Origin of the sequence: Mesobacillus zeae (genome assembly GCF_003570705.1) — a bacterium.
GTDB classification, from domain to species: domain Bacteria; phylum Bacillota; class Bacilli; order Bacillales; family Cytobacillaceae; genus Mesobacillus_C; species Mesobacillus_C zeae.
Map to the genome: position 1 here is coordinate 50867 of NZ_QWVT01000016.1, position 24456 is coordinate 75322.

Sequence of the window (24456 nt, forward strand, 5' to 3'; positions counted from 1 at the left end):
AAGGCAGGGAATCTGCTATAATACGGGGAAATCATCTAGAGTGCCTACAATTATTTTTTATGTAAAAGGCGGGATGCTTGTGTGGCAGGAGACGGTTTCCGTTCCGGGACCCTATGATTTTGATCTTGCGCTGGACAGGCTGCAGCTCGATCCGCTGCATGCCGTAGATTTGGAAAATAAGTCGGTCAAAGTTCCGGTTGTGACAGACGGACAGAGGCTCGCGGTTGAAGTGAAAAGTATCGGGACACTTGAGAATCCTTCCTTTGTTGTAAGGGGAAGGGATGAACAGCTGAAAGAGGCAGCAATCGGGCGGGTGGCTGAAATTTTCCGCTGGGACGATGAGCTCATCAATATTCATGCCCATTTCCAGACAACCGACCTAAAGCCAATTTTCGATGAACATTACGGAACGCCGCTCGTGCTTGATTTTGAGCCTCTTGGCTGTCTGCTAAAATGCATCATCCACCAGCAGCTGAACATGGCTTTTGCTATCAGGCTGACAGAGCGGTTTGTTCATGCGTACGGCGAGGAAGTGGATGGAGTCTGGTTTTACCCGGATGCTGAAACCGTTGCAGCTCTGACTGTGGAGCAGCTGAGGGAGATGCAGTTCAGCGGCCGGAAAGCGGAGTATGTGATCGGGATTGGCAAGCTTGCTGCCGAGGGAGCGCTCGACTTTAAAAAAATGAAGAACAGCAGTGATGCTGAAATCGAAAAGCAGCTGATCAAAATCCGGGGTGTCGGCCCATGGACGGTCCAAAACTTCCTCATGTTCGGGCTCGGGCGGAATAATCTGTTCCCGGTGGCGGATATTGGGATTCAAAATGCCCTCAAAAAGGTTTATGGGCTCGAACAAAAACCGGCCGTTCCGGAAATGGAGCAATGGAGCAAGCCGTGGGAACCTTACTTAAGCTATGCCTCCCTCTATTTGTGGAGGAGCATTGAATAATGCTGCCTTTTGCAGGCAGCGATATAAATTGGAGTGAACCATATTGAACGGAAGAACAAACAAGCCTAAAGGAAAATTTGAAAATCATAAAAGGGCGGGAAAACAAGGCGGGATTCAAGAAAAAAGCAAGCCTGTCATAATAGAATTGGGCCAAACTTTTCCGCTGACGATCAAGCGGCTTGGGATCAATGGGGAAGGTGTAGGTTACTTCAAGCGCCGTGTCGTGTTTGTACCTGGTGCTCTGCCTGAAGAAGAAGTAGTGGTAGAGGTTACAAAGGTGCTCCCGAATTTCGCCGAGGCGAGAATCAAGAAGATCCGGAAGGCTTCGAAGCACCGCATCAAGCCTGTCTGCCCTGTGTATGAAGAGTGCGGTGGCTGCCAGCTTCAGCATTTGCACTACTCTCAACAGCTGAAGGAAAAGCGGGATATCGTTATCCAGTCGCTCGAGCGGCACACAAAGCTGCCTGTAGCAGAAATGGACATCAGGGAAACGATTGGCATGGACAACCCGTGGGGCTACCGGAACAAAAGCCAGTTCCAGGTGGGCGAGCGGGGAGGCAAGATCCTTGCTGGCCTTTACGGTATGAACTCGCATAAACTCATCAATATCGAGCAGTGCGCAGTCCAGCACCCAGCAACGGTGAAGGCGACAGAAGCGATTAAAGGAATCCTGCAAAAACACAACATCACAGTTTACAATGAAAAGACAGGAAAAGGCCTTGTCAGGACAATTGTTGCGCGTACTGGTGTCACATCTGGAGAGGTGCAGATCGTTCTCGTCACGACGAAAAAAGAGCTGCCGAACATGGAAGAGCTTATTGCCGATATCAAAGAGCAATTGCCTGAAGTGGTTTCAATTGTACAGAATATCAATGGCGAAAAAACATCACTCATTTTCGGCGAAGAGACAGAAACGCTCGAAGGAAATGATTTCATCCAGGAAACACTAGGAGACCTGCAATTCGAGCTCTCAGCCCGTACGTTCTTCCAGCTGAACCCTGAGCAGACCGTGAAGCTGTACAACGAGGCAAAAAAAGCCGCTGCGCTAACGGGAACGGAAAAAGTGCTCGACGCATACTGCGGGGTGGGAACAATCGGCCTCTGGCTCGCAGACCAGGCAGGGGAAATCCGAGGGATGGACATCATCCCCGAATCCATTGAAGACGCCAAGAAAAACGCCAAGCGTCACGGCATCACTCACGCCAAATACGTGCCCGGAAAAGCAGAAGAAGTATTGCCGAAATGGGTCAAAAAAGGTTGGAAACCGGACGTCATCATCGTCGACCCGCCGCGGACCGGCCTTGATAACGCGCTTCTCCAAACCATCCAGCAGGTGAAGCCAGCCAAGATCGTCTACATCAGCTGCAACCCGTCAACCTTGGCAAAAGACATCGACACCTTGAGCAAGCAATACAAAGTAGAGTACATCCAGCCCGTGGATATGTTCCCGCATACTGCACATGTGGAGTGCTGTGTGTTGCTTGTACTAAACGACGAATGATCAATATTAAATAAAAAAACTTACAGAAGAACCAGAATCTGTGAGAATCATTGGGCAAAAAAAGAAGACATATAGTGATCCGAGAATCTGTAATAGAATCTCGGATTCCCATCTTCTTTTATTTCTATTCGTTCTATAAGTTTTTGAACCATTTTTTTATCTAAGACAGGTTTTTGGGTGAATTCTTTAATCTGCTGAATCAGCTTTTGGAGGTCCTCGTTTTTTCTTTGATGAAGCAACCTTTTTTCTAACGTGACTCTTTCTTCGTTGAGCTCCGTAATCTGAACACTGTTGTCATCTATAAGCATTTTGTATTCCTCATCTTGAATTTCACCACGAATCTTTAGCCGAAGTGCTGCTGTTTTATCATTTTTTAAACTCTCAATCTCTTTGAAAACCATATCAAGCCTTTTCTGATCACATTTCATATCTTTTGTTATCTTCTTTTCGATATCTCTTTGGACAGACTTTAAATACAAGTTTGACACCATTTGATTAATGCTAATCTGAATGATCTTAATCAATTCATTCTCCTCTATATGGTGGTTTGAGCACTGTGTACGTCCATGCTTATTAAATGTTCCACAAATATAGCCTCTACGACTTGATTTGTAGTGCATGCTCTTACCGCAATCAGCACAGAACGCAATATTTGAGAACAAGTGCCTTTTAACATGTGGTCGTTTTCGTTTTCTTTCACTCATTAGTTGTTGAGCTTAATAAAAATCGTCCTTGGAGATAATGGCTTTATGTGTAGACTCAATAACTACATAATCAGCAGGATTATTTTTTTTGCGTTTTTCAGTAGCTACACTTATTGTTATTTCACGTTGTTGGACAAGATCACCGATATAATGCATATTCTTAAGTATTTTTCATACGGAAGAGCCATGCCAGATAGAAGTAGCATTTTTTTCCTGCAACAATAGACGGAGTAGGTATGTGTTCTTCTAAAAGCTCTCTAGCAATGCTGTCAAACCCTTGACCAGAAAGATAAGAACTAAATATTCGACGAACTACATTAGGTGAAAAATTATCTTTTACTTTTAAATGCCCATTTTCTACATAGTAGCCATAAGGTGGGTTTGATCCTTTGAATTTTCCGTTCTTTGCTCTTACTGATAATGCTGACTTTACACGATCGCTTGTTCTTTGTGATTCTTGTTCATACATCCATGCATATAAACCAAACATTTGAGTATTTCCGGTTAAAGTATCAATGGCACCATCTAAAGTAAGATATGAATACCACGGTTTTCAGCTAAATTTCTAATCTCATAAGAAAGTTGTCCGTTTCGGGCTAACCGTGACAGTTCTTTTGCTAGGATGATATCGAACTTATTGTTTTTTGCATCCTCAATCATTCGTTTTAATTGGGGGTGTTTTTTTGTTTTTGTACCAGATTGGATATCTAAATAGAAAGATTGTTTTTGTTCTTCTTTATCCTGATGTTTTATTCAATCCAATGGGGGAGCACGAGGTAAAGGTTTTGTGCTTGCTTGGACTGTAATATAATTGTACAGAAGCTATTACTAAAAAATCAAAGTTATAAGGTTCGAGCATGATTTTTTTGAAAATCTCTCTGTAAAGGTTATTAGAAGATATTGTTTGAAGTTGTTTTCTTATAAGTGGTTTTCTATTGGATATTATTGAAAGGAGAATGATTTGGAATCGTGAACCGAATTAGCGAGATTACAAAGCGTGATATTCTTGATCTATTTCAAAACGGTATGGATTTAGAAGAAGTATTTGAAACGAAAAAAGTAAGTTATTATTATTTTGGACAAATGGATGAGCTTGAATTTCTTAAGAGATTATATGATTTAGAAAGTATGCCAAGTTCTGATTGTAGATTCTCAAATGCTGAAGGTGATATATGGCAGCACACGATTAACAATGATGATTACCCATATTGTTGGGTATTTGAAGACGAACGATTTCATTTGAAAAATGGAAACGATGAAATATACTTGAGATTTATTTGTGAGATATTTCATCCGGCAGTTAGATCAGAAAAAGGATACTGGATGGAATTTCTTACCGAGATAAATAAACTATTACAGCATGATGGATATGAACTATATCCTGCAGAGAAAATTTCCAACCGTGATGTGTATAGTTGGAGATTATATCAACCAGAAAATGAGATGTTTGTTCCTTTTTCTCAAAGAAATAAGAAAGCGATAAAACAGAAAGAAATAGTACTTAGAATTAAGCGTGAAGTAAGAAATCAAATTTATCAAATCTTTAAAAAATATGATTTTAGATTTAGAAAAACAAGCGAGACAGGATGGGTGGATGATGTTTTAGTAAGTGAAGAAATTCTTCAAGATATAAAGATGTTTTATACTCCCAAGTGCTTTAATAAAGAGAATAAATTTGTTGAAACTGATAGTCTCAAGGATTTTATCTTGTTCACTTTGCCTTATAATGTGATAGATGCGATAGAGTTTTTCGGTAAGTATTGTAATAATGACTTAGCAGCAGATATTAATACAATATTTAATCTAAATGGTATTTCCCTGAAATTAAATAATGGAAAAATTGAAAGCATAGTAACTAGTCATATAACAAACAGTTCATTGGCTTCGATTGGCGAGGTAGGACTGAAAGAACTACTTCAGGAAGCTAGTAGGTACTACGAAAAAGAGAATTTGAATATTGCTGTTGAGAAACTCTGGGATGCTTTTGAAAGACTAAAAACATATTATTCGCCAACGCTAGATAAGAAAAAATCAGTAAATAGAATCACTGAAAGTATGAGTGGCAACAATGAGCCATTTAAAGAATTATTCGATAGAGAATTCTACGAGCTTACAAAAATCGGAAACAACTTTAGAATCCGTCATCATGAAACCACAAAAGTCGATATAGAAGATAATAAACATTACGATTATTTTTATAAACGCTGCCTTTCTTTAGTCACGACTGCTATTCAATACTTGGATAATGGAGGAGTAATTTAATATATATTAAATAAGGCAATCTCAAGTTATTACATTGAGATTGCCTTTTAAATATACATTATTTGTACGGGCGCTATATCCTATGGCAAAAGTCAAACTTATATTTATTTTTACAACCCTTTGTGAGACATCCATTAGTTCCATTATCTACACTATTCAATAAACACAATAAACCTAACTATAATTATACAATTGTTGTATTTATTGAATAAAATCTGACTATTGACTCGGGATATATGGTAAAATTAACCTAGTAGTAAAGGGGGAGTTTGATGTCGAGTATTGAAGCAATTATTTTTGATCTTGATGATACACTTATAGATACTGCTCAAATAAAACAACTACGCAGAAGGCCCTGGAGCGAATGTTATAGATATATTCCTACTAAAACCTTTGCTCTTTTTGGTGAAGAACTATCATCTATTATAGAGGATAAAAATTTAAAGTTAGGAATAGTTACAAATTCTCCACGACCTTATGCCACTAAGGTACTATTGTCAAAAGTGTCATATTTTGTCGGGAAACTGGTCAATCTTATTTGTGGAAAAGCGCTCTATCTTAATTGTGATAAACTGCTCTCTCTAGTTTAGCGGTTACACCCCGTTGTAAAAATAAAAAGAACAAATCGTAAGAGCATAAGGGAACGAGGGATAGTAACGGAAACAACATATAATTTAATTTCAAAACAGAATACCCTCGTCCCTTACTCAAAAAGGATGGCTATGAAGAATGCTCTTGTTGCGACTTACGCCATTCACCTGTTCTTATTCTTCGAACGATTTCCCGTTTAATTTTTAATATATAATCTTCAGGATCATTTTCTAACCTCTGGGAGAAACTGCAATTCTCACATACAAATCTTGTAGGACGGTTTGAATAAAAGCCTTCTGGTGATTTATTTGAAAGTACAAGATCATTCATACAATCTGGGCAAATGGGATGTGGTGAACTATTTGTTAAAGTTAACCTCCCGTCAAACCCACGATACCATTCGAATATCCATAAAATGTTATCTATTCTATCTTTTCTGTAATGAGTTACTATAGATTGCCCGATATAATCTGAACTATTCGAATTTACTTTCTCAACGATTTTCTTACTAAATAAAAAAATGGATAATACAACCAAGATTATCCAAAATTGAATTTCAAAGGATAAAACAGATGTTAATATTTCCTTTAGCCAATTAAAGATTAAAATAAGTGCTTCAATTACATTTATCTTATTTATATATGCTACTATCAGGGTTCCAACCACTGTTCCAATTATTGCAGAAACAGTTGGGTGTTTTAAGATTTCTTTCATTTATAGTCCTCCTTTTCCTTTTGAATTTGTAATCAGTTTTTGAAAACCATGCAAGTATAAAGGATGGAACAATGGATAATTTCCTTTCTTCCCACATTAGAAGTTGTTCTTCCTTATATGGTATAGTCAGATTTTCAATTGTCATAATTGGCATTGTGATAATCCCTCTTGTTCCAATAGGTGAATTCCTATGGTTTGTCTGCAGATAGTACTCTACGCATGTATCTCACAACTCATGTTAGTAGTAACAACGAAAAATTATTTCTTTGGTTATTTTCATAAAAGCCGACCTCCACTTAAATTAATTTTATAGGTGGATTTTTTAACTGCTATTAAACAGCTGCTGCTTCTAATCTAATTTCATATCAATAATGTCAGGATTATCATTACTTTTAAAGTTTTTTTCTTGAATAAACAGTTTGTAAGCAACATTACCTATAGTATTTGTAGCAAGAGCATCCACGGTACCACCAATAATTCCTCCAGCTAAAGGCACCATTTTACCCAAATTAATAACTCCTTTTCCTCCAAACTTCGTTAATAAACGAAAGCCAACAGCTTGATTGATTTTCTTTATTACTTCGAAAGGAATTCTTTTTATACCAGTGACTGCGAGTTTTCTTCCTATTTGAATGCCTGCATTTTTAAGAATATCCTTTGCTCCATTTCCGGCTAAACAGGCATAAACAAATGTTTTAACTTGATCATCTTTTACATCATATCCACCCATATGTGCAATAGCTGCAACCATCCTCATTTGAACTAGAATAACGCTGGTAATATTCGCAGGTACAGCAACAGGTAATGTAATAATTCCTCCTAAACCGGTTAACAATCCACTAGTAGCACTTTTAGTGTTTTGCCAGAGTATTAAATTTTTAACTTTTTCATCCAAAGTCCCACTTTTTTGCAAATAACTCTCAGCTAATTCTATTGAGGTGTCCATACCAGGGATACCACCGTTAATTGCTTTATCGTAAGACCACTCTAATGCCTTCATTATTGAGTCGTGTGTTAAAGATTTTGTTTTAGACAATTTTAATCACCTTTCTTCTGGAGAATTATAGTAATATTATACTATGAATCAAGGTAAGAAAATTAATTATCCTTTATAAAATAGAGGTGTGATTTTGCTTTAAAATCAAAAGACTTGCTGTTGTATCCAAGTAGTAAGCTTGCTGAATAAAGACTTTAAAAAGCCGATATAAATTAGAAGTTAATCAGCTATAGCTAAGTTTGTCGTATTCAATACTGAAATGATTAAAATAAAAAATAGACAGGTGTCCATATGGAAAGAAAAAGGCCAAAAATAAAGAACAAAGTCGAAATTCCTGTAAATATATTTAAGGGAGAAAAATTAATCGCAGAATGTCCTAGTATTCAGGAGGCAGCAAGATTTTTTAAAAAAGAAACAAATTCAAAACGGTATAATTGGTCTGCCATTAATAAGGGGATATGGTACGGTGATTCGTATTCTAAAGATGGAGCTACTTACTTTTTTACAACAGATATAGAGGCTGTTAAGAGAAAATTGGGTACGCTATAGATCAAAACTTGCAAAGCCCTAGTGAGGTATAAATATGCTCAAACTTAGTACATCAGCAGAAAAATTAGTATATAAACGTGCTGTAGAGTGGTTAATTAGAAGTTATAATGCAATAAAATTAATGGATCCCGAATCTATATATACCTTTCAAAATAATACTAATTTTATTCAAGGCTTCGTATATAGATCCTTGAAATCTTCTGCAAAAGAGACTTTGGATTTAAATTATGATTGGAATGGTATGGGAGCGCATAAATATATTACTCCAATAGCTCTAGAACTTTATAACAATAACAAAAAAACCGCATACATTAGGGAACACGTCGTATGTAAAAATATATATTTTAAGGAAATAATCGAGGAATTAAAAAAGGACTATCCGGATGGTCATATTATTGGTAATATCCTTTTAAGGTATTACTTTACAGCTCTTATAACAAAGGAAGAAAATAGAACATTAGATGAAATGGGCTTAAGAAGAGTAATGTGTGTGAATGAGGAATGGGATTGTGAAAATTTATTTAATAGATATGAAAAAGCAGGAGTCGAATTAGTAGAAAATCCTTACTATGTTTTAAAGTAGAGGAACAAGCTATTTAAGGCTACTGATAAACCCACTAGCTTCACTTGTATTATTTTAAAAAATATTTACCCGAAATTCTATGTAGTACTAATTATCTCATACGAGCGCTAAATGGAAAAATTCACACACGTTAAATGTTTAAAGGATGTACTTGAAGATGATACCGTAATTTTTAAAAAAGATGAAATTTATAAAATTATGGGATTTGACTACAAATCACTTGTATATTACATTGAACCGGAATATTACCCCCACGAACCTTTACCAGAAGAATTTGCTATATCTCCAATACACCCTGATTTTAAATTTTTAGTCTCATTTAAATTTTTAATGTAGCTAGCAGCTATAATATAGTTTTAAATGTGGCTAAATATATGAAGATAGGGGCACAAGGAGAGAGAAAGAATCGGAATAAAACACCCTAAAGTATTATATCCTGTTTTGGCTATTCTGTTACGACAGAAGAAGGCCAGAGAATGTTGATAAACCCACCAACATCCATTGTGTTGTCAATTACAGTCCACACATGTGGAGACGGTCGCACTGCTGGAGTTAAAATGTAACTAAAAAATAGAAATCCTACCAATCAAAATAAACTTTTTCCACATCTTATCAACAGTTGGAATAAAGTTTGTACAAAAAAGTGTGAGAAAAGAGCCTGTTATCCCCGACATATCAACAATCGAGAAAAAAGCGTGAGTGAAAAACTTTATTTTAACTTGATCAAAAACGTGAAAAAAAGCGTGAGAAAAGCCCGAAAAACGGGTTTTTTTCTTGCGAAAAAGGGTGAAAAGCGGGAGAAAAGGAAAGAGTTTATTTTAACGGCACAAAACAATGAAATAAACCCTTGGAAATGGCTTATTGACGGCATTTCCGAGGGTTATTTTTATGTTGGGAATCGAGATGTGGTCGAAATTCAAGGTGTGCTTTTAGCGGATTTTGGCTTTGTAAGTGATGGCGAAGTAGAAAAAGGAGGTGCAGTATTGCGGATAGGGTTTAACCGTTTGGCATAACAGAGAATAATTTTGCGAAAGAATACATTTCCGCTAAAGAAAGAGAGTGGGTATTATGAAAAAATATAAATAAATTTAGTTTTCATTTTGTAAATCATAATCTTAAAATTAAAGTCGGCAATAGTGTCGGATTTTTTGCATTCAACGATTATTAAAAAATGGTAAATGGAAGGGAATATGTTTTATTTTGTAGAAATCAACATTGGGCAATTCAGATAAGATTATGCGTACGGTTGTAAAAATTTAAGGCGGTCTTTTATCCATTTTTACTGGAATGGAAAAACCTAAGCATGATTTGGTCATTGATGAGATTGTACCTATATAAAGTGTAATCGTCGAATCAATTGGGTTTTCAATGTATGACTTAGCGATAAATCTTTAATTGGAGGATAATCAAAAATGAAGAAAATAGTTAGTGTTCTTTTGGCATGTATAATGGTTATGACATTAGTGGGATGTGGCGGCAATTCGAACAAACATGAAGGTGAAGCAAAAACACCGTCAGGTTCAAGTGTTCAAAAAGGTAGAGATTATCATAAGGTAGTTGATGACTTTAAATCAAAAGGATTCAAGAACATCAAAACAGAAAAGCTTGAAGATTTAATTACAGGTTGGATAACAAAAGATGGAGAGGTTAAAGAAGTATCTGTTGGCGGCGATGTCGATTATTCTCCAGATGAATGGATATCTGCAGATACAGAAGTCATTATTAAGTATCATACATTCAAAAAAGAAGATAATGAGAGTGCAGCAGAATCTGAGGCAAAGGATAATTCAAATGCAGAAAAACCGAAAGTAGAAAAACCGAAAGTAGAAATCCTAACAGTGGATAATTGCAAAGAATTGGCAGAAATACTTAGCACAAAAGACGAGTCTGATCCTCTTATTAAAGAATTTGCTCAGAAGTATGCTGGAAGAACCATTGAGTTTGATGGGAATACCGCTTATGTGAGTAACCACGGAAATTATAAAACAAGATTTGATTATTTAATTTATGCTGGAGACTATAGTAAAACTACTTTCTCGGGACCTAATTTCCAATTTAGAGATGTTAATTATAACGATTTGCATCTAACAGGAGATAATGTTCCTGATACTTTTGGAGTAGGTCTTAATATCCATATCATTGCTACGGTTGAAGAATATAGCGAGACTTCTGGTCTTTTTCAACTCAAGCCAGTTTCTATCAAAATGAGATAAATGTAATTAAATAGTTATGTAACAATGGCGAAAGATAAATGGATATGGAATTCATAAAATTTATGAAGGTGATATTATATCTTTGTACAGGTGAGATTTTAGGATTAGGTGTAGTTATTTACTTTATTATCCTTTTATTTAAACATAACCCATATTATCCTTGAAATTGATATTAAAATATCTTTGACACGTAGCTTAATAGGTTAATAAGATACTATTTGTTACGAGCAATGGTAGCATATACGCATGTTGATAAGTGCCGGGCAACTAATATTAACGAGTAATTAGAGACAATGAAGTAGGAGGAAAGATACATGTATCTAGGTTCATTGGAAGAACATCGGATTAGAAATAATGAGATAAAGCTTGTGACTGAAGCTTTGTATGAAGCAAATGTCAAAGATGATGAAATTCTGCGGGTATTGATGAAGGTATGTAATGTTGATAAAGAGAAAGCAATGAATGCCTTACGTAATGAGAAGTATATGCTGTCTCCTTGTCGAGAATTATATCAATACTTAGTTTTGGAAAAGGGCTTTAATGACCATGATGCGGATGTGTTTATTCATAATCGTGCAAGGGCTGCGTTGGCACGCAATACGGAATTAAGTAAACTATCTCCTTCAAAAATGTTTGATACCCTTAATAATGCCGATAAATAGTTGTGGATTTGTTCCCAAGAACCATAAAATCGTTGTTATGTTTCCACATAGAAAAAGAGATTGATGGAATGTAAATTGGTTTTGCTCAGAGTATAACTCTTTAGCAAAACTTACCCCACGGGGATAAATCCATGTCTAAAGGGGTAAATTATCATGCGAAAGGGGTAAAAATCGATAAATTCACCCCCTAGTGATATTCCTTTTGCGTAATAGTATAAGCAATAAGTCCTCACGCACGTGGAATGTACAGTGTTACTTAAATTAAGATGTAACTAAAAAATAAACTTCCTACCGCTTAAAATAAACTTTTTCCACATCTTATCAACAGTTGGAATAAAGTTTGTACAAAAAAGTGTGAGAAAAGCCCGAAAAAACGGGTTTTTTTCTTGCGGAAAAGGGTGAAAAGCGGGAGAAAAGGAAAAAGATTATTTTAACAGCGAACGAAGGAATGCGGGTTTGAACGGGGTGAAAAGGAAAGAGTTTATTTTAACGGCACATAGTAGAAACAAAAAAAGAAATAATTAATTTTTTTCTTTTTTTGTTAAGGATTAAGGGTTAAGGGAGTAGTGTGTTGATATACCAAGTAATTCTGGTAAAAGGGTTACTGTAGAGTTATGATTTTAGAAAAGATGCTGTGTTGTTGTTTACGAACAATAAAGTTGTTTGAAAAATAATATAATCGTTTAAAAAACAATAAAGTTCTTTAAAAATGAAGACCCGATACTAACTATTGAGATTGTGAATAAATGTACTTAAAGTAACGAGGCAGTTTAGTGAAAAAAGGAAATTCCGTGAAGCCGATATTAGTTTATTGTTTCTTCACAATGGTATGGGTGACTGGAAGAATGTTATTTATTGAAATATGCTTGGTTAATAACCGAGTAAAATGACTAAAACTAACCAGATAGGTAACTCAACCTAGAATAATAATGGGGTGATTTTATGAGTAAAGCTAAAGGAAAAGGTGGAACAGGGAAAGGAACAGACAAGAAGGGTTGGAATCGTTGGCAAGCTAGTGCAAACAAAAAAAAGAGTGCAAAACCTTATATAAGTAAAGGTACAAAAAAAACGGATGTTGAAAATGACCCCACGAGCAATAGTTAAAGTCACTTATCCAAAATATAGCGAATGCTGAATAAATACAATTATTTAATGACCCAACGTGTGCGAGCTCCTTTAAAGGAGTTCGCTTTTTTCTTTTTCAGCTACGGGGCAGCATTCCTGTAATGAAGGAAAATGGGGTTTGAATAAAAAAATAGCCTCTTGGTAGAATGAGAGAGTCCTAAAGCTAGACGTAAAGAAAAGCAAAGAACTCGACTAAGAACGATGTGAAAGATGCTAGAGTCATTGCACAGCTGGTCAAGGATGGGAGATACGCCGAACCTACGATTCCACAAGGATTTTATGCAGAACTCAGGGTGGCGAAAAAAATTCGTGATCTCCTGACTGATGACCTTCAAACAGTGCAAGGGCAGATTCACAATTGGATAGACCGATATTTTCCCGAGTTTTTGACGGTCTTTAAAAGCTGGGAAGGGAAAGCAGCTCTGCAATTCTTAAGGCTGGAGGCCTTACCCCATGAATTTTATATCTCATCTGCCACCGACTTACAAAAATTGGTGGATGAGTCATTTTATGATCGCACTGGTGGATGTCCACATTTCTCATGGAGGTCAACCCTCCCATTCCTCACAGAGTCTTCGCTCTCAAATTCCTTCGTCCAACCTTTCCATGAGGTGGATGTCAGTCATGCTGCCCCACAGGGTCATGCCCGAAGTCTAGTTGCTTTGCTGACTAATCCGTGCTTCAAATGTATAAGACGTATTACAACCTAAAAAACTACCTGCTACTCTACTGTGCTTTCAAAGTCCAAATTTATCCTCACTAGATAAATTCAACCAAAATGACGGCAAATAAACCTATAATAACTACTAATGAAATACTGTGAAAACCAGAGGAATCGGGCGTTTTAACTTCTTTTATTGAGGGAGAATAGTTAAAAATGTTAGTATTTCTAATAGATAACGGAGGGCAAGAGTTGAACAAGAAGTTACGGTTAGATACATATTCATAGGGGAGTGGAATTATGCTTGAACTTGTTAAAGAAATATACGCACCTAGTAAGTCATATAAAGTGGAAATTAATAAACGTTTGAAAGATGGGCTTTTAGAAATTGACGTTTATTTTTGGGATAGCGAATGGGAAACTTGGCTACAAAAGTCCACAGGATTTTCACTTACTGACAACATAAACAGTGCATTGGCAATTGCTAAAGAAAAACTTAAAGTTTATTCAGGCGAGATAATTGAATAGATTAGGCAATTGTGAACCAATTCACTTAAGCGAACTGGTGCGTTAGCTTAAGATCAGAGCTGTCTTTAAGGCAGCTTTTTCTTTATGCAACTATTATAAGCAGGTGTAATAAGAGTAGAAATATGCTGTGCATTATCCAAGAAAGATTAATGTACTTTTTAATGAAATTTAATAAAACTGAATGCTGGTTCTCCAAATTGTAGAGACGAGCGACTATTTATTGTAATCGAAAAGAAAAAAGAAATTCAAAATAAAGTTTAAAAAGCTAACAAATCCGTTAGCTTTTTATTTTTTATAATAATCACTTTTCCTCTTAATCTTTATTTAATCTTTATCTCATCTTTATTTCATTAGGCTATACTTCTTTCCGAACAGAATTATTAATCAATCAATTAATTAAATACTCAAATATAGAAAGAAGTGAGTACATGAAAATACGTAAACAATTAAATAATGATGGTAAGGTTGCAGCATTTTTCTTATTACCAAGTTTGATAGGTTTTTCCCTTTTCTATCTAATCCCTTTTGTAATGGGTACTATCTATTCATTTAAAGATGGGGCGGTTGGTGGTTCATTTGTTGGTCTTTTTAATTATAAAGAGTTGTTAGCTAGTGCTTCTTTTTTAAAGGCAGCCACAAACACATTTTGGTTTACAGCAATCAATGTTCCACTAGTAATCGGCATTTCTTTAATATTGGCACTTTGCTTGCATCAAACCGTCATGTTTAAAAATGCAATTATTAGTTCATTTATTTTGCCAATTGTTGTACCAGTTGCTTCGATTGTTATGCTATGGCAGATATTATTCGATTGGAACGGAACAATTAATTTATGGATGATGAAGATGGGTTTTTCACAAATTGATTGGATGAAATCGGAATGGTCGATCGTCGTTGTATCTCTAGTTTATTTATGGAAAAACATTGGTTACAACATGATCATATTCTTAGCAGGTCTTCAAAATATACCCAAAGATTATTATGAAATAGCTGAAATGGAAGGCGCAGGTCGTTTCTTTAAATTTAGACAGATCACTCTGGTTTACTTAACACCAACAATGTTTTTTGTACTCTTAATGAGCATTATTAACTCCTTCAAAGTATTCCGTGAAACCTATCTAATCGCAGGAGATTATCCATATGATAGAATTTATATGATTCAGCACTATATGAACAATATGTTTGCTTCATTAAATGTTCAAAAACTGACCGCTGCTGCGTCATTAATGGTCTTATGTATTTTAATCTTAGTGTTTATTTTCTTCGCAATCGAACGTCGCTATCGAAAATTTATGAGCTAGGAACGAGGGGTGAATAAGATGAAAAGAAATACGTTAATTCGTAAAGGGATTTTAACCTTTTCCTTATTGCTTATGGCGGCAATCATGGTTTTTCCAGTCGTTTTTACATTATCAAATTCTTTTATGACAGAGAATGAAATTAGCCGTCACTATCCTTCAGAAAGTGAGAGTCAACAAGATAATGCGCATAAAAATTCCTTCATCCATTTGAAGTTGATTCCTGACCAGTTCTCGTTCGAACAATATAAAGCATTCTTTGTTAAGAAACAATCTTTCATTGACAAGGAACAATCAAATATGAAGTTTTATGGAAATTCTGCCCTAATGGTGATCCCAATCATACTTGGTCAACTGATTGTGGCATCCCTTGCAGCATATGTCTATGGAAAACTAAAGTTCAAAGGAAGAGATACGCTATTTTTGGTATATATGGTTACTATGTTAATGCCATTTCAAGTAACACTTGTACCTAATTATCTTATTGCAGACAAATTGGGGCTCTTAAATAGCTTTGGAGCGATCATCTTTCCAGGGGTATTTGGTGCGTTTGGTGTGTTTATACTCAGACAATTCGTCATGACGATTCCTTATTCATATATCGAGGCTGCAAAAATAGATGGGGCAGGTCATTTTACGATTTTTATGAAGATCATCTTGCCACTGATTCGCCCAGGACTTGCAGCACTAGTCGTATTATTATTCGCTGATTATTGGAACATGGTTGAACAACCACTTATTTTTCTAGATGATCCATCAAAATTTCCGTTGTCACTTTATTTATCGCAAATCATACAAGATACAAGAGGCATTGGTTTCGCTGCATCTATTCTCTATATGGCACCAATGTTATTGATTTTCGGATTTGCAAAAAAATATTTAATCAAAGGAATTCAGTTATCAGGTGCTAAGGATTAATGGTTACATCACTAATTAATAAAATTCCATGTTTGATAAAATAGTAGTATGGGAGAGCATAGAAAGCGAGCGTGGATAGATCATGCAATACAAAATCTTAATCGTGGAAGATGAAACGATTTTACGTGAAATTGTGAAAGATTATTTAGTAAATGAAGGTCATGAAGTAATTGAAGCGATTGATGGTGAACAAGCATTGGAATTATTTCAAGAACAAGATTTTCATCTCATTATTCTTGATATTATGTTACCGAAGGTTGATGGGTGGGCAGTTTGTAGAAGAATTCGAAAGACTTCAAATGTTCCTATCATCATGTTAACAGCACGGGTTGATGAAGATGATACACTGCTTGGGTTTGAGTTAGGCGCCGATGACTATGTTACAAAACCTTATAGTCCACCAATTTTGCTTGCCAGAGTTAAACGATTACTTGAAAGTCGATATAAAATAAATGAGCCTTCAAACGAAACATTAACCAAAAATGGTATTTCAGTCGATTTTTCTTCTCGGACAGTCAAAGTAGATGGAAACAATATCAATTTAACCCATACTGAATTTGAAATATTAACTTATTTAATGCAAAACCATGGGATTGTGATTACAAGAGAACAACTCGTGCAAAAGGTTTGGGGCTATGACTACAATGGTGATGAACGGACAATCAATACACATATTCGGAATTTACGTACGAAATTAGGTAGTAAATCAAAAGTGATTACAACGATTATTCGAACGGGTTATAAGTTTGAGGAAACCGTATGAAATTCGGGATTGTCTTAAAACTGTTTTTATTAACAACAACTTTGTGTTTGTTAATCACTGGATCCATTTATATAGGTCAAACAATCTTTTTTAAGCAATACTATGCAAATCAAAAAGTTAATGAACTGAAATCAAGTATCAAATCGTTTGAGAAACAATACTTAAAAAGTAATGGTGATGTTCAAACAATCCAGCAATTAGAACAAGACTTTTATCGTGCTCAAAATACATGGATTACAACGCTTGATCACAATGGAAATATGAAAACTGCAAATGATTTTTATGTGGAAATTAAGATAGAAACCATTAAAAATACAAATGAAATAATAAAGATTCCTTTGTATCACTTATTAAAAGAAGACGACCTTTTACAAGATACTCCACCTATTTCAAAAGGTGATATAGTGGATGTTAAAACGATTGATAAAAATAATATATCAATCCCTTTTTATCTTTATGTGGTTCAGCATAATTCATACTGGATCAATCAATCCATGTGGAAAAATATTGATAACTCCTTTCAAGTTGATAATGAGACATACGTTATAAAAGAAAAATTGGACTTATCCACAAAATATAATGAGGGAATCCATCAATTAAAAGGAACAGTACAAAATGTACGCATTCCTGATCGTAATGACGTTTCAAGCATCATATACAGTAATAGCTTATTTATGGATCGTATTAATGAATTCCAAACGAATTTATTCATGGATAAACAAAACCAATACGAAACGTTTAAAACGCTTGATTATGAACAAAATGGAATCAAATATAAATTGTTTATCGATCCGATTAAAGATGAAAATGGTGAAACAAATTATATTTTTTCAATGGCTTCTTTACAACCAGTAGATGAAGCTGTGCGGATGGTAAAAGATTATTTTGTCTATATGATTGCGTTTGTTTTACTTCTTACAATTTTGGCGTCCATTTACTATTCAATAAAAATCGCAAAACCATTATTAAGAATAAACGATACAACTAGAAAAATAGCACACTTAGATTTTTCAGAACGAATTGAATATCATTCCAAAGATGAGATTGGTGATTTATCACAGAATATTAATTTGCTTTCAAATACGCTACATTCACATATTACTCAACTACAACAAGATATTGAGAAAGAAAAACAATTAGAAATCACTAGGAAAGAATTCATCTCAGGTGTTTCGCATGAACTAAAGACACCTTTAAGTATTATGAAAAGCTGTATTTCGATACTAAAAGACGGTGTTGCTAGTCATAAGAAGGACTACTATTTTGAAGCGATGGAAAAAGAAGTCGACAAGATGGATCTATTAATTGTCGATATGCTTGAACTAGCAAAATACGAGTCTGGAACGTATAAAATGAAAATGGAACCTTTTTTTATTGATAAAATAATTGATCATGTTTGTAATCAATTATCTTTAGAAATTGAGAAAAAGGAACTAACGGTTCATAAAGATTTAGCAACAATTGAAGTATTCGCTAATCAACATCGAATTGAACAAGTCATCACGAACTATATAACAAATGCGATCCGTTATACCCCTGTTCATGAGAATATTTATATTTCAACGACAATAGAAGATGATCAAGTGAAAGTGTGTGTGGAAAATAAAGGAACACACATTCCAAATGACCAATTAGATAAAGTCTGGGAACGTTTCTATCGTGGTGATACGTCTCGTCAACGATCAGAAGGTAGTACTGGGTTAGGTCTTGCTATATCAAAAAATATATTGGAACTACATGGTACGCAGTATGGTGTCGTGAATACTTCTGATGGCGTACTGTTTTACTTTACCTTAAATAAAAATAGTTGAAAAAACTGCTCATTAGTTTCTTTCTGATTAATCGCCCTTTTGACCAGGCGATTTTTTTTGTTATAGCTAGCGTTCCCGAAAATTTTATCAATCTTTTAATAATCTTTATTTCATCTTCATCTAATCTTTATTTGAGGTGGGTATCTTACATTAAATGACGAAGAGAAATGGGAGATGAAGTAATGAAAAAAATATTGCCTTTAATGATGAGTTTAATCGTAATGTTTAGTCTGTCCGCATGCAGTAGTGGAAACACACAAACCAAGGAAAGCAAAAACACCGAACAAAATCATTCAAAAAATAGTACTAATGATAATGGTATAAAACAGAATAGAGAAGATCTATCGTTAAAGGTAAGTAAAGACGAGAAAAAAACGATAGTCATCTCAGTAATGGGAAATACACCATTCTTTGAAATGGCAAAAAAAGAATACGAAAAAAAGCATCCCAACATTACGATTCAGATAAAAGGATTTACGACAAAAAATATGTTGTCACCAGTTTTATTGGAGAAATATCTTAAAACGACATCGACAGAAGTTTTATCTGGAAAAGGTGCTGATTTATTCGTTTTGAATGAAAGCAGTTTACCTGTGGATCGATTTGTTGATAAAAAAGCTTTTGTCAACTTAAATCACTATATTAATATCGATACTTCATTTGATAAAAATCAATATTATATGAATATCATTCAAAACTCCCAAACGAATGGTGGTCTATATGTATTACCCACTCGTTTTTTCTTGAATGCTTTATTTGCGGATCAAGATGCGATTTCGAAAACTGGTGTCAAAATAGATGATAAACATAATTGGACATGGAGCCAGTTTGTTGAAGTTAGTAAGCAGTTAAAACAAAAAGGAACACTTGAATTCGCAATGCAAGATACACCCGACACAATCTTAAATACCTTAGTATTTGAGGATAAAAATTTTAGTCAGCTTGTGAATATAGGAAAAAATGAAGCTTATTTTAATTCGAAATTTTTCACCGACTTATTAATGCAAGTGAGGGAATTGTATGACGAAAATGTATTAACGGAACAGTATTCAGAGGATGGTACTTATTTCAGAAGTTCTCAAATCTATTCTCCAAAAGATTACTTTTTACGCTCAGCAGTTTTTTATAAGAATGCAACAATTTATCAAATGCCACATTCTTCTGACAAAGAATCAGGTGTTTCGTTTGTAGGTTACGATCGATATGCGATGAATGCGAACTCGAATGTGAAAATGGAAGCATGGGATTACTTAAAGTTTTTAATGTCTTATGATATGCAACTACAATCACAAACGGGTAAGTTTCCAATTAATAAAGCTGCCAATGAAAAGGAATTTGCCGAATTGAAAAATGGAACAAAACTTGATAATCCAAAAGGTCGTCAGGTAACGATTTCAGAAGAAGCTCTTCAACCACTTAAGCAAATGATTACTGAAGCAAATACGCAAGTGAGATCGAATGACAAGATTCAAGCGATTATCTCAGAAGAATCGAAAAGCTATTTTAGTGGTCAAAAATCTGCGGAAAGTGTTGCGGATATTATACAGAACAGAGTAATGACTTACTTAAACGAGTAGAAGGATAAGAAATTTCTTGGAGACCATTGTTAAAATGGTCTCTTTTTCATATCCAAATTAATTATCTTTTAGTTTTTATGAATAGTAACAAACAGAATTTTAGTCTTTTTTATCAATTTTTATCAATCTTGATTGATTATTCATCTCATCTTTATCTATTTTTAAGAGCTAATGGATATGCGTTTAAGGTATATAACCCAAATGAGCACTTTTCATTAAATTTTTGGAATGAACAACGTCTTTAAAATTGATAAATCTTCATTTCATCTTTATATAATTTTGATTTTGTCTTCATTCACAACTATTAGACTATTAAATATCAGCAAGATAAATATAAAGCTTAGGGGGAAATTTCATGAATCGAAAGAAAGATAAGTGGAAAAGAATTTTTTTATTATTGATAATATCAATTTTAATGATAGTTTTAATCATAAACCTTCAAGAGAATGAACTAATAATAAATAAAGAACATTCAGCCCAAGCATCAACTGTAAATAGAAATAAAGTAAATACAACTTCTGAAAAGATATTAACTGGTAAAACAATTGTAATTGATGCAGGTCATGGTGGAATAGATATAGGTGCAAGTGGACAAAATGGAACAAATGAAAAAGATGTAACATTAACAATGGCTAAAAATATACAAAATGAGTTAGAGAAACGTACTGACGCTAATGTTATATTAACGAGAAATGATGATGTAAATATATCACTCGCAGATCGTGTAAAAATTGCAGATGAACAGAAAGCAGACTTATTTGTTAGTATCCATTTTGATGCATTTTTTACGATTGATGTTGAGGGGATTACAACGTATTATAAGAAAAAATCGGACGAGCCTTTAGCAGCATTAATTCAAGATCATATTTTTAAAAACGGGTTGGATGCAAGAGATCGTGGTGTAAGTTTAGGAGACTACTATGTATTAAGAGAAAACTCAAGTCCAGCAATCTTACTTGAACTTGGATACATTTCAAATTCATCTGATGAAGCACGAATGACTTCAGAAGAATTTCAATCAAACACAACAAATTCAATAGTTGATGGGATGATTGACTATTTAAATAGTTAAAATAGTATAAATTTAATTGAATAGAAACTGGATAGTGGACAATGATTTTATGTCTATCTTACACAACACTAGTAAATGAAGTACGGATAACCAAAATTCTGATGAATGATATGTAAGGTAGCGGATGCTAAAAATGTGTTAGCATCTAAATTTTAAAAATATAAATTATCTTAGTGCTATGATCAAACTTTTTTATAAAAATATAACTGAAGCTTATAACAAAAGAATCCATTTTGAGCAATCTTTTTTCAAAATGGATTCTTTTTATTTAGCAAAATAATGTGCATTTGCTTAATATTTTAATCATACTTTATTTTAAATCAACATGTTTGTCTCCCTGAAACCAAGTTCTTCCCTCGTAATTCAAGTTGGTACCTGCTGTAAATAAGTTGGTACGTTGAAAGAGGAAGGCGGGAGAAAAAAATACAAAATACAAGGGATCGGGAGACGTACCGTTGGTATGTTGTCTCGGTTCTATTTCTAAGCTAAACAAATAAGAAATTAGCTCAAACTGCAAAATGACTATCATCTCGTAGTAAGTACCCTTCAACTTAAGTTTAACCTCAGTCATTCACTCAAATGGGAACTTTTTGAAATATTTTTTTATTACGGGTCATCCATTAATATAGTGAATCAATATGAAAATATTAATTAGGATGAAACTTCGACTTCTCCATTCCAGAACTTTCACGCATGGCTCTCATCTGCCTTGCGTGCCTTACTCCTCGGCGACTTTTTCTATCTTTCAGTTGGCTCATCATGATGACCAACCCAAAAGTGCCCAACACATAAGAAACAATATGATTCACTTCATTCCACATGATTGCAGCTGTCAGGAAAAATACCGCTCCAATAATACTTGAAATAATTCGTTGTGTATTCTTATTTTGCATATCTATCAATTTTTTCTCAAAAGAACCCGATAACTTTACACGTAAATTTCCGCCATCCATTTTATCTACTACAGAAATGAACTTCTTTGTCGTAGGAATTATTCCTTTAAGAATATTTTTGCCTTCATCTAAGATGTTAGAAAAGACATTTCCTCGTAGATCGCCACTCATAACATCTTCAATATAAGGCTTAGCTGTTTGAATCAAATCAACCTCAGGGTCCAGTCCTTTACAAAGTCCATAAACCGTGCCAATTGCTTTTCCCAAAAATGTTGTATTTGCAGGTAACTGAAATGGCTGAGAATAGAGGAAATCACGCAACTCTTCAGAATTTTCACCCGACGTCAAAAAGGTTAAGTCTGCCTTTTCACCGTTGATTTGTTCAAATAAAAACGTAAGATTCCGTGAAAGCACTTCTAAATCTGCATTCCTTCTTAAAAATCTCAAACGATTAAGGGCATCGATTGCGCCGGGAGCATCTTTTAAATACACTGCCATTACAAGTGCTACCATTTGCTCCTTCATGTCATCTGCAATCCGTCCGACCATTCCATAATCTATTAATGCTATTGTGCCGTCAGGCTGCACGAGAACATTTCCTGGGTGTGGGTCTGCGTGAAAGAAACCCTCTACTAGAATCTGTTGTAGAAAAATTTCCAGCAACGACTTCGATAATTGAGTCCGATCAACACCCCAAGCATCTAGTTGGGCAAAATCGTTGATTTTTACGCCTTCTAAAAACTCCATCGTTAAAACTTTTGAAGTTGTAAGTGACCAATTAATGTGTGGAATAACGAGATCATCTCGATAGATAAGCCGCATCTGGAAATCTTCTGCATTTTGTCCTTCTTTTTGAAAATCGAGTTCTTCAATAATTGTTTCATGAAACTCATCATACACAGCATCCAAGTCCATGAAATTTGCAATCTTTGTCCGGCGTTTTAATAAATGAATAGCAATTTGCAGGGACTTCAAATCAATAGAAACAATATCCTCGACCCCAGGACGCATAACTTTTACTGCGACTTCTTCACCTGTTAGAAGTGTCGCCCGATGTACTTGTCCTAAAGAAGCCGCTGCAATAGGAGTTGGACTGAACTCAGCAAAAATCTCGCTAATTGATAGTCTGAGTTCACCCTCCACCTTTTTCTTTATCTCAGAAAATTCTACTGAATCTACTGAATCCTGCAATTTTGACAATTCATCGATAAATTCCTTCGGCAAAATATCCACTCGCGCACTAACATGCTGCCCAAGTTTGATAATTAATCCACCCATACCGATTGCGGCCTCAGTGAAATACTTTGCCTGCTTTCGATATAACGCTTTTGTTTTCGCCTCTAAACGCCGCTTCGAAATAAACTTCTTTTGCTTGCCCAGCCACCAGAATTCCCATGCGAACTTAAAAATCATTCGCATGGTTCTTCTGAATCGGACATTCTTCATCAATTTAAAGAATTCACTCATTCTTTTTCATCTGCCTCAAGGTCATCATCATCATCATCATCATCAGAACTAGTATTAGTTTTATCAAAGATAGCTTGTGCCATCTTTTCAAATTTTTTCGAAGTGCTCATAAAGAAATCCGCAAATCTATTGAACATTTCTGCTTTGACAAGAATCACAGCTCCCTTGCGCTTATTTCCGAATACAATGAATTTCTCACCTGGCTTGATATCAAGTTCTTCCCTTGCTTCAGCAGGAATAACAATTTGCCCTCTCTCACCCATCGATGTTGTTCCTAACACTTTGCCGTGCCCGAATCCCTGGCTATTCTCTTTCTTATGATGCATCATAAACCTCTCCTTTTATAATTCATTTTCACATTAGTATGATATATCATACTAATCATACTTTCAATGTTTGCTTTAACTTTTTCAAATAGTTTGTTGACGATTGTCACCAGTTGTTCTTAAATTACTTTTATTAGAAAAGAGTAGATTTATGAGCCATTTAATTCGGACGATTACATTACCGAATTGAAGTTAGATGGAATTCGACTATTGTTAACCAAATTTGTAAATAAAGTTAGATTATATACAAGACATAACAATGAAGTGACCGCACTCTTACCTGAATTAATGAAAA

At 34.9% G+C, this 24456-nt stretch carries 26 protein-coding genes and 2 pseudogenes; 20 read left to right on the forward strand and 8 right to left on the reverse strand.

The annotated features are described in order from the left end of the window. The first annotated feature begins 79 nt into the window (after positions 1-79). Entirely contained in the window at positions 80-946 is an 867-nt protein-coding gene (locus tag D1970_RS10460; RefSeq protein WP_181213451.1) for a DNA-3-methyladenine glycosylase family protein, read from the forward strand. Positions 947-1058: 112 nt separating this feature from the next. After that, complete coding sequence (gene rlmD / locus D1970_RS10465) at positions 1059-2447, forward strand: 23S rRNA (uracil(1939)-C(5))-methyltransferase RlmD (RefSeq protein WP_119112837.1); 1389 nt, start codon at positions 1059-1061, stop codon at positions 2445-2447. A 47-nt stretch (positions 2448-2494) separates the two neighbouring features. On the opposite strand, the gene D1970_RS22970 is transcribed toward rlmD, so the two are convergent. The 4 genes from D1970_RS22970 to D1970_RS22985 are packed head-to-tail and all read right to left on the reverse strand — an operon-like array spanning position 2495 to position 3904. Continuing rightward, on the reverse strand, positions 2495-3151 hold the full coding sequence (locus D1970_RS22970; RefSeq protein WP_259339656.1) for a recombinase zinc beta ribbon domain-containing protein: 657 nt from the start codon (positions 3149-3151) through the stop codon (positions 2495-2497). A 12-nt stretch (positions 3152-3163) separates the two neighbouring features. Next, complete coding sequence (locus D1970_RS22975; protein WP_259339657.1) at positions 3164-3307, reverse strand: recombinase family protein; 144 nt, start codon at positions 3305-3307, stop codon at positions 3164-3166. Positions 3308-3311: 4 nt separating this feature from the next. After that, complete coding sequence (locus D1970_RS22980) at positions 3312-3641, reverse strand: recombinase family protein (RefSeq protein WP_259339658.1); 330 nt, start codon at positions 3639-3641, stop codon at positions 3312-3314. Positions 3642-3676: 35 nt separating this feature from the next. After that, positions 3677-3904: a recombinase family protein gene (locus D1970_RS22985; RefSeq protein ID WP_259339660.1), complete on the reverse strand. Its 228-nt coding sequence runs from the start codon at positions 3902-3904 to the stop codon at positions 3677-3679. Positions 3905-4120: 216 nt separating this feature from the next. Here D1970_RS22985 and D1970_RS10475 point away from each other — a divergent pair, with 216 nt between their 5' ends. Together D1970_RS10475 and D1970_RS10480 are read left to right on the forward strand one after the other, a co-directional pair. Beyond that, positions 4121-5413 (forward strand): AbiJ-related protein, encoded by a 1293-nt coding sequence (locus D1970_RS10475; protein ID WP_119112811.1) that lies wholly within the window; start codon positions 4121-4123, stop codon positions 5411-5413. Positions 5414-5685: 272 nt separating this feature from the next. Further along, positions 5686-6003, forward strand: a complete 318-nt coding sequence (locus D1970_RS10480; protein WP_119112812.1) for an HAD family hydrolase — start codon at positions 5686-5688, stop codon at positions 6001-6003. A gap of 130 nt (positions 6004-6133) precedes the next feature. Here D1970_RS10480 and D1970_RS10485 read toward each other — a convergent pair whose 3' ends face one another. Both D1970_RS10485 and D1970_RS10490 read right to left on the reverse strand, forming a co-directional pair. Next, on the reverse strand, positions 6134-6718 hold the full coding sequence (locus D1970_RS10485) for a hypothetical protein (protein ID WP_119112813.1): 585 nt from the start codon (positions 6716-6718) through the stop codon (positions 6134-6136). Between the two features lie 349 nt (positions 6719-7067). Continuing rightward, the gene (locus D1970_RS10490) at positions 7068-7754 is read right to left on the reverse strand and encodes an EcsC family protein (protein ID WP_246370299.1); all 687 of its coding nucleotides are present in this window, start codon (positions 7752-7754) and stop codon (positions 7068-7070) included. A 252-nt stretch (positions 7755-8006) separates the two neighbouring features. On the opposite strand from D1970_RS10490, the gene D1970_RS10495 reads away from it, so the two are divergent. From D1970_RS10495 to D1970_RS10565, 15 genes and pseudogenes are all read left to right on the forward strand, one after another. Continuing rightward, positions 8007-8264, forward strand: coding sequence for a hypothetical protein (locus D1970_RS10495; protein WP_119112814.1), 258 nt, complete (start codon positions 8007-8009; stop codon positions 8262-8264). A 34-nt stretch (positions 8265-8298) separates the two neighbouring features. Next, positions 8299-8847, forward strand: coding sequence for a hypothetical protein (locus D1970_RS10500; RefSeq protein ID WP_119112815.1), 549 nt, complete (start codon positions 8299-8301; stop codon positions 8845-8847). 111 nt (positions 8848-8958) lie between these two features. Next, positions 8959-9183, forward strand: coding sequence for a hypothetical protein (locus D1970_RS10505; protein WP_119112816.1), 225 nt, complete (start codon positions 8959-8961; stop codon positions 9181-9183). A gap of 359 nt (positions 9184-9542) precedes the next feature. Beyond that, positions 9543-9860 (forward strand): hypothetical protein, encoded by a 318-nt coding sequence (locus D1970_RS10510; RefSeq protein ID WP_119112817.1) that lies wholly within the window; start codon positions 9543-9545, stop codon positions 9858-9860. 399 nt (positions 9861-10259) lie between these two features. Next, entirely contained in the window at positions 10260-11060 is an 801-nt protein-coding gene (locus D1970_RS10515; RefSeq protein ID WP_119112818.1) for a DUF4839 domain-containing protein, read from the forward strand. Between the two features lie 314 nt (positions 11061-11374). After that, complete coding sequence (locus tag D1970_RS10520; RefSeq protein ID WP_119112819.1) at positions 11375-11722, forward strand: hypothetical protein; 348 nt, start codon at positions 11375-11377, stop codon at positions 11720-11722. 942 nt (positions 11723-12664) lie between these two features. Next, positions 12665-12826 carry a DUF3934 family protein gene (locus D1970_RS10525; RefSeq protein ID WP_119112820.1) on the forward strand — a complete coding sequence of 54 codons (162 nt, stop codon included), beginning with the start codon at positions 12665-12667 and terminating at the stop codon, positions 12824-12826. A 212-nt stretch (positions 12827-13038) separates the two neighbouring features. Then, positions 13039-13341: pseudogene (locus tag D1970_RS10530) on the forward strand (IS110 family transposase); the annotation flags it as partial. Between the two features lie 467 nt (positions 13342-13808). Continuing rightward, positions 13809-14036, forward strand: a complete 228-nt coding sequence (locus D1970_RS10535) for a hypothetical protein (RefSeq protein WP_119112821.1) — start codon at positions 13809-13811, stop codon at positions 14034-14036. Between the two features lie 428 nt (positions 14037-14464). Beyond that, a complete protein-coding gene (locus D1970_RS10540; RefSeq protein WP_119112822.1) occupies positions 14465-15337 on the forward strand; it encodes a carbohydrate ABC transporter permease in 873 nt (290 codons plus the stop codon). A gap of 18 nt (positions 15338-15355) precedes the next feature. Then, positions 15356-16252 carry a carbohydrate ABC transporter permease gene (locus D1970_RS10545; RefSeq protein WP_119112823.1) on the forward strand — a complete coding sequence of 299 codons (897 nt, stop codon included), beginning with the start codon at positions 15356-15358 and terminating at the stop codon, positions 16250-16252. Positions 16253-16334: 82 nt separating this feature from the next. Beyond that, positions 16335-17015: a response regulator transcription factor gene (locus D1970_RS10550; RefSeq protein WP_119112824.1), complete on the forward strand. Its 681-nt coding sequence runs from the start codon at positions 16335-16337 to the stop codon at positions 17013-17015. Continuing rightward, positions 17012-18826 (forward strand): sensor histidine kinase, encoded by a 1815-nt coding sequence (locus D1970_RS10555; protein ID WP_119112825.1) that lies wholly within the window; start codon positions 17012-17014, stop codon positions 18824-18826. Before D1970_RS10550 ends, D1970_RS10555 begins: the two co-directional genes overlap by 4 nt. A 182-nt stretch (positions 18827-19008) precedes the next feature. Next, positions 19009-20403: an ABC transporter substrate-binding protein gene (locus D1970_RS10560; protein ID WP_181213447.1), complete on the forward strand. Its 1395-nt coding sequence runs from the start codon at positions 19009-19011 to the stop codon at positions 20401-20403. A gap of 355 nt (positions 20404-20758) precedes the next feature. Further along, complete coding sequence (locus D1970_RS10565) at positions 20759-21475, forward strand: N-acetylmuramoyl-L-alanine amidase family protein (RefSeq protein WP_246370298.1); 717 nt, start codon at positions 20759-20761, stop codon at positions 21473-21475. A 647-nt stretch (positions 21476-22122) separates the two neighbouring features. Here the strand turns inward: D1970_RS10565 and D1970_RS10570 are convergent. Further along, entirely contained in the window at positions 22123-23781 is a 1659-nt protein-coding gene (locus D1970_RS10570) for an ABC1 kinase family protein (protein ID WP_181213446.1), read from the reverse strand. A 50-nt stretch (positions 23782-23831) separates the two neighbouring features. Next, positions 23832-24164 (reverse strand): AbrB/MazE/SpoVT family DNA-binding domain-containing protein, encoded by a 333-nt coding sequence (locus D1970_RS10575; protein WP_246370297.1) that lies wholly within the window; start codon positions 24162-24164, stop codon positions 23832-23834. Positions 24165-24308: 144 nt separating this feature from the next. Here D1970_RS10575 and D1970_RS22990 point away from each other — a divergent pair. Next, positions 24309-24456: pseudogene (locus tag D1970_RS22990) on the forward strand (ATP-dependent DNA ligase); the annotation flags it as partial.

Coding starts and splice junctions, on each gene's coding strand:
- D1970_RS22970 (WP_259339656.1), bottom strand. CDS start 3,151: ATGAGTGAAAGAAAACGAAAACGACCACATGTTAAAAGGCACTTGTTC.
- D1970_RS22975 (WP_259339657.1), bottom strand. CDS start 3,307: ATGCATTATATCGGTGATCTTGTCCAACAACGTGAAATAACAATAAGT.
- D1970_RS22980 (WP_259339658.1), bottom strand. CDS start 3,641: ATGTTTGGTTTATATGCATGGATGTATGAACAAGAATCACAAAGAACA.
- D1970_RS10480 (WP_119112812.1), top strand. CDS start 5,686: ATGTCGAGTATTGAAGCAATTATTTTTGATCTTGATGATACACTTATA.
- D1970_RS10485 (WP_119112813.1), bottom strand. CDS start 6,718: ATGAAAGAAATCTTAAAACACCCAACTGTTTCTGCAATAATTGGAACA.
- D1970_RS10495 (WP_119112814.1), top strand. CDS start 8,007: ATGGAAAGAAAAAGGCCAAAAATAAAGAACAAAGTCGAAATTCCTGTA.
- D1970_RS10500 (WP_119112815.1), top strand. CDS start 8,299: ATGCTCAAACTTAGTACATCAGCAGAAAAATTAGTATATAAACGTGCT.
- D1970_RS10505 (WP_119112816.1), top strand. CDS start 8,959: ATGGAAAAATTCACACACGTTAAATGTTTAAAGGATGTACTTGAAGAT.
- D1970_RS10515 (WP_119112818.1), top strand. CDS start 10,260: ATGAAGAAAATAGTTAGTGTTCTTTTGGCATGTATAATGGTTATGACA.
- D1970_RS10520 (WP_119112819.1), top strand. CDS start 11,375: ATGTATCTAGGTTCATTGGAAGAACATCGGATTAGAAATAATGAGATA.
- D1970_RS10525 (WP_119112820.1), top strand. CDS start 12,665: ATGAGTAAAGCTAAAGGAAAAGGTGGAACAGGGAAAGGAACAGACAAG.
- D1970_RS10535 (WP_119112821.1), top strand. CDS start 13,809: ATGCTTGAACTTGTTAAAGAAATATACGCACCTAGTAAGTCATATAAA.
- D1970_RS10540 (WP_119112822.1), top strand. CDS start 14,465: ATGAAAATACGTAAACAATTAAATAATGATGGTAAGGTTGCAGCATTT.
- D1970_RS10545 (WP_119112823.1), top strand. CDS start 15,356: ATGAAAAGAAATACGTTAATTCGTAAAGGGATTTTAACCTTTTCCTTA.
- D1970_RS10550 (WP_119112824.1), top strand. CDS start 16,335: ATGCAATACAAAATCTTAATCGTGGAAGATGAAACGATTTTACGTGAA.
- D1970_RS10555 (WP_119112825.1), top strand. CDS start 17,012: ATGAAATTCGGGATTGTCTTAAAACTGTTTTTATTAACAACAACTTTG.
- D1970_RS10560 (WP_181213447.1), top strand. CDS start 19,009: ATGAAAAAAATATTGCCTTTAATGATGAGTTTAATCGTAATGTTTAGT.
- D1970_RS10565 (WP_246370298.1), top strand. CDS start 20,759: ATGAATCGAAAGAAAGATAAGTGGAAAAGAATTTTTTTATTATTGATA.
- D1970_RS10570 (WP_181213446.1), bottom strand. CDS start 23,781: ATGATTTTTAAGTTCGCATGGGAATTCTGGTGGCTGGGCAAGCAAAAG.
- D1970_RS10575 (WP_246370297.1), bottom strand. CDS start 24,164: ATGATGCATCATAAGAAAGAGAATAGCCAGGGATTCGGGCACGGCAAA.